Source organism: Bifidobacterium sp. LH_417 (genome assembly GCF_056357035.1).
This window is the reverse complement of record NZ_JBKEVI010000001.1, coordinates 529,669-537,547: the sequence shown is the minus strand read 5'-3', so window position 1 is coordinate 537,547 and position 7,879 is coordinate 529,669. Positions and strand designations below refer to the sequence as shown.

Here is a 7,879-nt window from a genome sequence, read left to right as displayed (position 1 = left end):
TACAGCATCACCCAACGAATCCTCAAAGAAGTCCACATCCTCGTTCCCCCAGCACAAGAACGCAAAGCCATCGCGGATTATCTCGACGAGAAAACCGCGGCGATCGACGCCCTCATCGCTCAGAAGCAGTCGTTGATTGTCCGGTTGAGGGAATACAGGGAGGCACTCATCAGCGAGTGTGTCACCGGCAAGGTCAAAGTTCCCGGCGTGGAGTGACGGGAGGAAAGGAAACGATCATGGCAGTGAAGCCGACGCGCAGCATGAACGAGCACACGTTCCAGAACCATGTGCTGGACGGGTTCGAGAAGCAGGGGTACGTCTACGTGCCCCAGTCGACGATGGACCGGAACTTCAACCGCGAGACGGCCATCGACGAGCAGACGCTCCTCGAATTCCTCACCGAAACGCAGTCCATGGAGGTCTCCAAGGTCGAACGCCAATACGGCGCGCATTGGGGCGAGAACGTCATCAAGCGCATCGAGCAGACCATCGCCGACAAGGGCCTGCTGTGGGCGTTGCACAACGACATCAAAGTAGCAGGCGCGAAGTTCCGCCTGCTGTGGTTCAAGCCGAAGAGCGACCTCAACCAGACCGCCGTCGCACGCTACCGGGCGAACCGGTTCCGCGTCACCGAGGAATTCCATTACGGCACCACGAGGAAGGACGAGAAGTACCGCATCGACGTGGTGCTCATGGTCAACGGATTCCCGCTGGTCACCATCGAACTGAAGAACCACCAGACCGGGCAGACCGTCACCAACGCGATCCGCCAGTACATGACCGACCGCGATCCCAAGGAGAAGGTCTTCCAGCCTGACCTGCGCTCCCTCGTCCACTTCGCCGTGGACGCGGACGACGTGTACATGACCACCTGGCTGGACGGCAAGGGCACGACGTTCATGCCGTCCAACCGGGGCAACGGCAAGGAGGGCGGCGGCAACCCGCCGGCCGAACCGGGCAAGTTCGGCACCTCGTACCTGTGGGAGGAGATGCTGACGCCCGACTCGCTGCTCGACATCGTCGAACGGTACGTCCAGATCGTCTACCGCAAGGAGGACGAGAAGGGCAGGAAGATCACCGTCAAGACCCGCGCCGTGATGAAGGCCGTCGTCTTCCCCCGCTACCACCAGCTGCGCGCCGTACGCCGTCTCACCGCCGCCACCCGCGAACAAGGCCCCGGCCACAACTACCTCATCCAACATTCCGCCGGATCCGGCAAGTCGTATTCCATCGCATGGCTCGCCTACCATCTCGCCTCGCTCAACCACGCTAACGGCGACTCGTACTTCGACTCGGTCATCGTGCTCGTCGACCGCGTGGTACTCGACAAGCAGCTGCGTGACACCATCATGGACATGCCGCACAAGAACGGCACGATCGCCGTCGCCAAGAAGTCGAAGGACCTGCGCGACGCGATCAACGAACATGCGCGCATCATCATCTCCACCATCCAGAAGTTCCCGTACATCTACAACCAGACCGACACGGAAGGCCGCACGTTCGCCGTCATCATCGACGAGGCGCACTCGTCGCAAAGCGGCAAGGCGCATCTCAAAACCAAGCAGGCGCTCGGCGATCACACCGGTCCCGACGAGGACGAGATCGACGAGGCCGCCGAAGCCGATCTCGACTGGGACGACAGCGGGCTGGACGAGGACGCCGACGACGCCGCCATGCGCGTGCGCGACAAACTGAACGCGCAGGGCGTGCAGCGGAACCTGTCGTTCTACGCGTTCACCGCCACGCCGAAACCCTCCACGCTGGAAGTGTTCGGCACGCGCGACGAGGCGACCGGCAAGCCGGAACCGTTCGACCTGTATTCGATGAAACAGGCCATCGAGGAAGGATTCATCCTCGACGTGCTCACCAACTACACGACGTTCTCCACCTACTTCCAACTGGTCAAGAACACCCCCGACGACCCGAAACGCAAAGCGGGACGCACGAAGAAGGAGATCATGGACTTCGTGAAGCTCGACCCGAGCAACGTGACCAAGATCTCGCAGATCATCGTCGACCATTTCCACGACCAGGTGATGCCGCTGCTCGACGGGCACGCCAAAGGCATGGTGGTGACCTCCAGCCGCAAGGCCGCCGTCGCCTACTACCACGAGATGAAGCGCCTCGCCGGCAAACTCGAATACGCGGGCGTCAAACCGGTCGTCGCGTTCTCCGGCAAGGTCGAGGTCGGCAGCAAGGAGGTGACCGAAACCGATCTCAACGGATTCAAGTCCGGCGAGATCGCCGACCGGTTCGACACCGACGAGTTCAACCTGATGGTCGTGGCGGACAAGTTCCAGACCGGATTCGACCAGCCGAAACTGTGCGCCATGTACGTGGACAAGAAGCTCACCGGCGTGGCCGCCGTGCAGACCCTCTCGCGCCTGAACCGCACGTACCCGGGCAAGACCGTGCCGATCGTGCTCGACTTCGCGAACAAGCCGGAGACGATCCAGGCGGCGTTCGAGCCGTACTACACGCAGACCGAACTCGACCGCGTCACCGACCCGAACGTCATCTACCGCATGCAGACCGCGCTCGACGATTTCCGCGTCTACGACGAGGACGACGTCAACGCGCTGTGCGACGTGTGGCTGGCCCGACCGGACGAGAGCACCATGCCGGAGGTCCTGCGCGCACTCGAACCGGCGAAGGAACGCTACGACGAACTGGACGAACACAGCCAGGACGAGTTCCGCAAGCGCGTGCGCAAGTTCCTGCGCACCTACACGTACATCACCCAGCTGGTCCGGTTCGACGACGTGGAACTGCTCAAACTCGACACGTACCTGATGTTCCTCGCCAACGAACTGACCTCCCCGCAGGAGGTGGAGGAGCCCATCAACGACCTGATCGCCGTCTCCGCGCTGCGCATCAAGAACCAGGGCCGAGCCGAGATCACGCTGACGGGCGGAGAAGAGGTGAAGAACAACGCGGGCACCCTCGGCGTCGGGCCGATGGACGACGACAAGGACTACCTGTCCGTGATCATCGACCATCTCAACGAACTGTTCGGAACCGACTTCGGCACGCCGGCGAAGAACTACTTCGCGAGCATGATGGCATCGCTCCACGGCAACGAGAAGCTCGGCAGACAGGCACGGAACAATTCGCGCTCCGACTTCAGCACGCCGTTCGAAGCCGCGTTCACGGACGCCATGTTCGATACGCAATCCGAGAACGAGGAACTGTTCCGCAAACTCGGCGGCGACGAAGAGGCGATGCGGTTCGTGCGCGACGCCATGCTCGACGAGTACTACCGCGACGCGAGGCAGGAAGAGTAGGACGCCATGGTGGACTGTGCCGTGATGATGGTCGAGACGACCACGCCCACCTACGTCACCGCGCAGGACGTGAACGACCGGTTCGGCAAACCGCCCGATTCGGTCAGGTTCAACTGCGCGTACTGCATGCGCCCGCTCACCCCCTCCGCCATGGGAGCGGACTACGACCGGAAACGCCGGCTCGGCATCCGCGGCGGCGGCAACCGCAAGACGAAGGCCCCGTATTTCAGTCACCGCAAAAGCGACCCTTGGGCTCAGCAGTGCGAGCACTTCCACTCCGGTTCCACTTCGGAGGCGGAGACGACCATGCCCTCCCTGCTCATGTTCCTGCGCCGCGATCGGGTCGCCGGAGGCGTCCGTTCCTCCGACGGCCTGCACTCCGATGGCCGGTTCCACATGGAGTTCGCCTTGCGGCGACGAGGCCTGCACTACATGCAGCGCCATCTGACCGACGGCGACGTCGTGACGGTCGACGGCGTCGCCTACCCCATGCGGCAATTGATCGCCAAACGCTCGAACACAATCCGATTCGACAATCCCGACCGCGACCCGGAAACGCGCATCGTCATTCCGAGACGATGGCGGCGCAACGTGGGCGCGCCCCAACCGTGCGATGGCGTGATGATCTTCTCCAGCGCGTTCGGCGACAACGGCGGCAGACGCATCCCCGAGCATGAGGCGTTGCAGACCGGCGTCGACTACTACATCGTCGGCGACGAACGGCATCTGCGCAACCTGAATCATCGCTTCGACGTGGCTCCCCGCGTCGGCCATATCGGAGACGGCCGGCTACGGGTGCACCAGGTGAGGATCTCCTCCTCATCGAAACGATTGGTCTCCGCCAACCACTGGCTGGAGGGCTACGGCTACTGCCTGTCGGACTACGACTGTTCGGCGCAGTTGATGTGGCCTCCATGCCTGCGGTCCTCGGGCGTGGACGAGCCGCTGTTCCGGCGCTCGGCACTCGCGTACCGCTCCCCCTATCTCATCGGGGACGGCCCGATGGACGATACGCTGGACACCCGGTCGTTCATGCCGGGCGATGCCCGGGCGCGCGACATCGGCCTGATCGGATTCGACTCCGCACACGGCATACGCAGCGAAAGGGAATCGTACTGCCTGTTCTTCAAACCGACCGAACGTATGCCATGGAACACGGCATACATCGGCCCCAACTACCCGGACGACCTGCACCCGTACGACGAGTGGTCGCAGAATGACCATGAGTCCGGGAAGCCGGAAGAGACGACGCCTTCAGGGCCGTCCCCTGCGGACGTCGGTACCATCGACGACAACACCGGCGAAACCGCCGATACCACCGAAGACGTTATTCCGCGACCGCTGTGGAGCATCGGCGCCGACATCGCACAGCAACGGCTGGACGCGCGACAACGGCTGGACGCGCGACAGCCCCAACGCCAACACCAGCACTCGCGCGGCACCGCCATCGCGCAACTCCGAGAAAGGACACGCTAATGCCTTGGATCAAGGATTCCGAATTCACCCATGCATCCGTGTGCATGGCGCGACGCGACCGGCACGGATACATCGACAATCTGATACGACTGCTTGACTACCGACGGAACCTCAACGGGGCCGGCTCCTACACTTGGGTATACCGTGACGACAAGTCAGCCCAGCGAGCCGATCCGGAAGATCCCCAATCGCTCTATCTCCTAGAGACGATAGACGCAATGCACGAGTCAGGAGAGGATTTCCTCTTTGTGGCTTGGAAACCGAATCCGTTGAATCCCGAACGGCCTCAGCTACGCGATCCCTACACCCGACCGTACGCCTTCACCCCCGACTTCTATGAGGTAATCAACAGTCCGGCGGAGAATATCGAAGATCTACGAGACGCGCTCACCTCAGGATGGTCTTACTCCGGTACACCGACACGACAAGTGCTCATGCTGTATGCGGAAACCGATCACGGCCTCGATGCCGTGTTGTTGGAACGAGACGATCTTGACTACTCGGGGAATCGCATACGACTCAAGCCTTCGGCGCCACTCACCGCGGAACGATATACCATCGTTAACCGCGACATTAAGTATCTACCGACCATGCCAGGCGATATCGGCGATTACCGCGCCATGTACACCAAGCTATCCCTACCTCGATCAACGGGGAAAATACTCATACGATCACCGCGAAGGTACGCTCTGCAATATATGCGGTGGTACGTCGACCGCACGCAGGACATTCGCAACGGAGCGCCGACAACTCACCGAACTGCTGAATAAGGCAAGCCAATCGCCGGAGCATCTTGATGAATTCGATGGCAATCTTTCCGCTTCGGATCGCGGTAGAATCCGCAAAGAGGTCAGCTGTTTCATCAACGGCAATCGCCAAATGGCTGCATTGGTGCGGGACACGCTCGTCAGCAATCCATCGTTCAAGCAAGCCTGCATCGATGCCTGCCGCCGGGAAGCGCTACAGGATTTGGAGGAGGAACGAACCAGAAAACAGGCGCAAATCTACGCCGAGACCGGCATACAACGCCAGGAACTCGAACAGCATATCCAAAAGCAACGTGGCGAGCTGTCGCAACTGGAGGAACGTGTACGGGCTCGCGCCGAAACCTACGATCGTCTTGGCAAACTCGTATCTCCCCTGCAGAAGCAAGTCGATGAGCTCAACCAGCAGCTGGACAACGCACGAGAGGCAATCAGGAGTCTCCACGAGCACAAGGAGACCGAACTGGCCGAACTCTCGCGTCGCGAGGAAGCCAAGCTCGCGGAACTCGAACAGCAGAAGAACGATCTGCTGGCCCGTTTGGACGAGGACGTGGCCTTGAAACTGGGGCTGCGCGCGGTGGCGACCGCCACGGCCGCATCGGCGAACACCCCGACCGCCGGCAGCCGCACGGACGCGCAATCGGACGAGACGACAACGTCCCCGCTCCCCGTCGCATACCCGCCGATACCGTTCACGCAGGGCAGTGACAGGTTCGTCAAAACATTCGCCGGCAATCTTCGCGCATTCGGCATAGTGAGCACCGAGAACACCCGGCAGGCGCCCACCAGATTGGCGAACGCCATGGGACGGATCATGTCCGCGACAAGACTCGTGGCCGTGGATTCCGCGTTCGCGGCCGACATTGCCAACGCGCTGTCCTATGCCATGTACGGGGAGCCGGCGCATCATGTCGCGACGCCACCCGACTGGAACAACGCCCGCGAACTGGAACAGATGCTAAACGCCGCAGGCGACGGCATCCTCGTATTGGACAATGTCCTCGACACGGTGAACGAGAGCCTGCTTTTCGCGCTGTCGCGACTCCGCCCGGACACGACGATCATCCTGCCCGTCGGCGCCTACGGCAATCTCCGTCTCATCGCCGCCGAAGCATGGAACCACGTGTTCTACCTGCCGACCGAACGGCATCTCAGATTGCCCGTCGGCACCATCACCATGCTTCGCTCCCAAGAAGCGCTCCACATCACGAGCGTTCAGGACAACGACATCCTCAACACCGCCGACACCATGCAGAAAACCACTGCGTTGCCGTTGGCGTCCCTGATGCTGCCCGCATCCGCCGCTGAACGATTCGAGTCCGACAGCGAGGGCGACCACTGGATCGCCGCGCACGTCGCCTTGCAGACCTATGCGGCGCTCGGGTTGGAGCGCGCGCAGGCAGTCCGCATCGGAGGCAAGGAATCCCCGTCCGCGAAGGAGCTGCTGGCACGCATCGAACGGGGTCGCAATGGCCGATGATCTGCTGACCGTCATGTCACGTGACCTCGGCATACCGCGGATGCCCGGCGAAGGCGAAACCTCGTTCGTCTGCCGCGTCTCCTATTCCGCACTGCGCTTCTGGATGCAGGCGTTCTGCTTGGACGACGGATTCGGCGGCTCATACGGCGTGGCCGAGGCGACCATCATCCGCAAAAGCGCGATGTGGCTGCGCAACCTGTCCGGAATGTACCCCGGCATCCTCGATTGGTACGGTTCCCGCGATGACATGCGCGGGAACCTGTCGCGCGTCGTGCGGATGCTGGCCGACGCGGGCGATCTCGTCAGGACCGCGGACGGACTGTACCGCTGCTGCGCCCGTCATACGGATTCGCTTGGCACGCGTTCCCCGCTCATACTGGGATTGACCGACCCGACGGATGCGTCGGACGCGCGTCCCATCTCCGGCATGGCCTTCACAAGCGACGACGCATCGACGCAACAGTCGGCGCCCATCACCGACACATCCCCATCGGCAGACGGCCAGGCCGTCTTCACGCTGACGGAGGACGGACGCCACTGCATCATCGAACTGCCCCGAACGCTACGCCGGACCGCCCGAACGTCACGGTTCGACCTGCTGACATGGCCGGCGTCCGGCATCGGCGACAGACGCCGCAGAATCGCACGGGCGGAATACGCGCCGACGCTCGCGAAACTGCTCGACAGCGAACATCTCACCGTCAGTCTCCAAGGACGGACAAGAGCGGCAACATGAGCGGTCGCCGTCGCTGATTCCCGTCCTGCGACCACCCTCCGGCGCTGCGCGCCACCTCCCGCCAGCGGGAGGACACCACAATGCGAAAAACCTGATTGCTACTGTGTTCGTAAACAAGTTGCTTACGAACAACTTGCTT

At 62.1% G+C, this 7,879-nt stretch carries 5 protein-coding genes; all 5 read left to right on the top strand.

Annotated elements, in window-relative coordinates:
- The coding region (locus tag AC1AYR_RS02195; RefSeq protein WP_476555123.1) for a hypothetical protein at nt 1–216 on the top strand (216 nt) is incomplete at its 5' end.
- Between the two features lie 20 nt (nt 217–236).
- On the top strand, nt 237–3,284 hold the full coding sequence (locus tag AC1AYR_RS02190; RefSeq protein ID WP_476510863.1) for a type I restriction endonuclease subunit R: 3,048 nt from the start codon (nt 237–239) through the stop codon (nt 3,282–3,284).
- A 6-nt stretch (nt 3,285–3,290) separates the two neighbouring features.
- Nucleotides 3,291–4,760 (top strand): hypothetical protein, encoded by a 1,470-nt coding sequence (locus tag AC1AYR_RS02185; protein ID WP_476510864.1) that lies wholly within the window; start codon nt 3,291–3,293, stop codon nt 4,758–4,760.
- Nucleotides 4,761–5,252: 492 nt separating this feature from the next.
- Nucleotides 5,253–7,004: a hypothetical protein gene (locus tag AC1AYR_RS02180; RefSeq protein ID WP_476510865.1), complete on the top strand. Its 1,752-nt coding sequence runs from the start codon at nt 5,253–5,255 to the stop codon at nt 7,002–7,004.
- Entirely contained in the window at nt 6,994–7,740 is a 747-nt protein-coding gene (locus tag AC1AYR_RS02175; RefSeq protein WP_476510866.1) for a hypothetical protein, read from the top strand. The genes AC1AYR_RS02180 and AC1AYR_RS02175 overlap by 11 nt, the downstream gene beginning before the upstream one ends.
- The last annotated feature ends 139 nt before the right edge of the window (nt 7,741–7,879 follow it).

What these genes read in the sequence shown, in the direction of transcription:
- AC1AYR_RS02190 (WP_476510863.1), top strand. Translation starts at nt 237, where the DNA reads ATGGCAGTGAAGCCGACGCGCAGCATGAACGAGCACACGTTCCAGAAC.
- AC1AYR_RS02185 (WP_476510864.1), top strand. Translation starts at nt 3,291, where the DNA reads ATGGTGGACTGTGCCGTGATGATGGTCGAGACGACCACGCCCACCTAC.
- AC1AYR_RS02175 (WP_476510866.1), top strand. Translation starts at nt 6,994, where the DNA reads ATGGCCGATGATCTGCTGACCGTCATGTCACGTGACCTCGGCATACCG.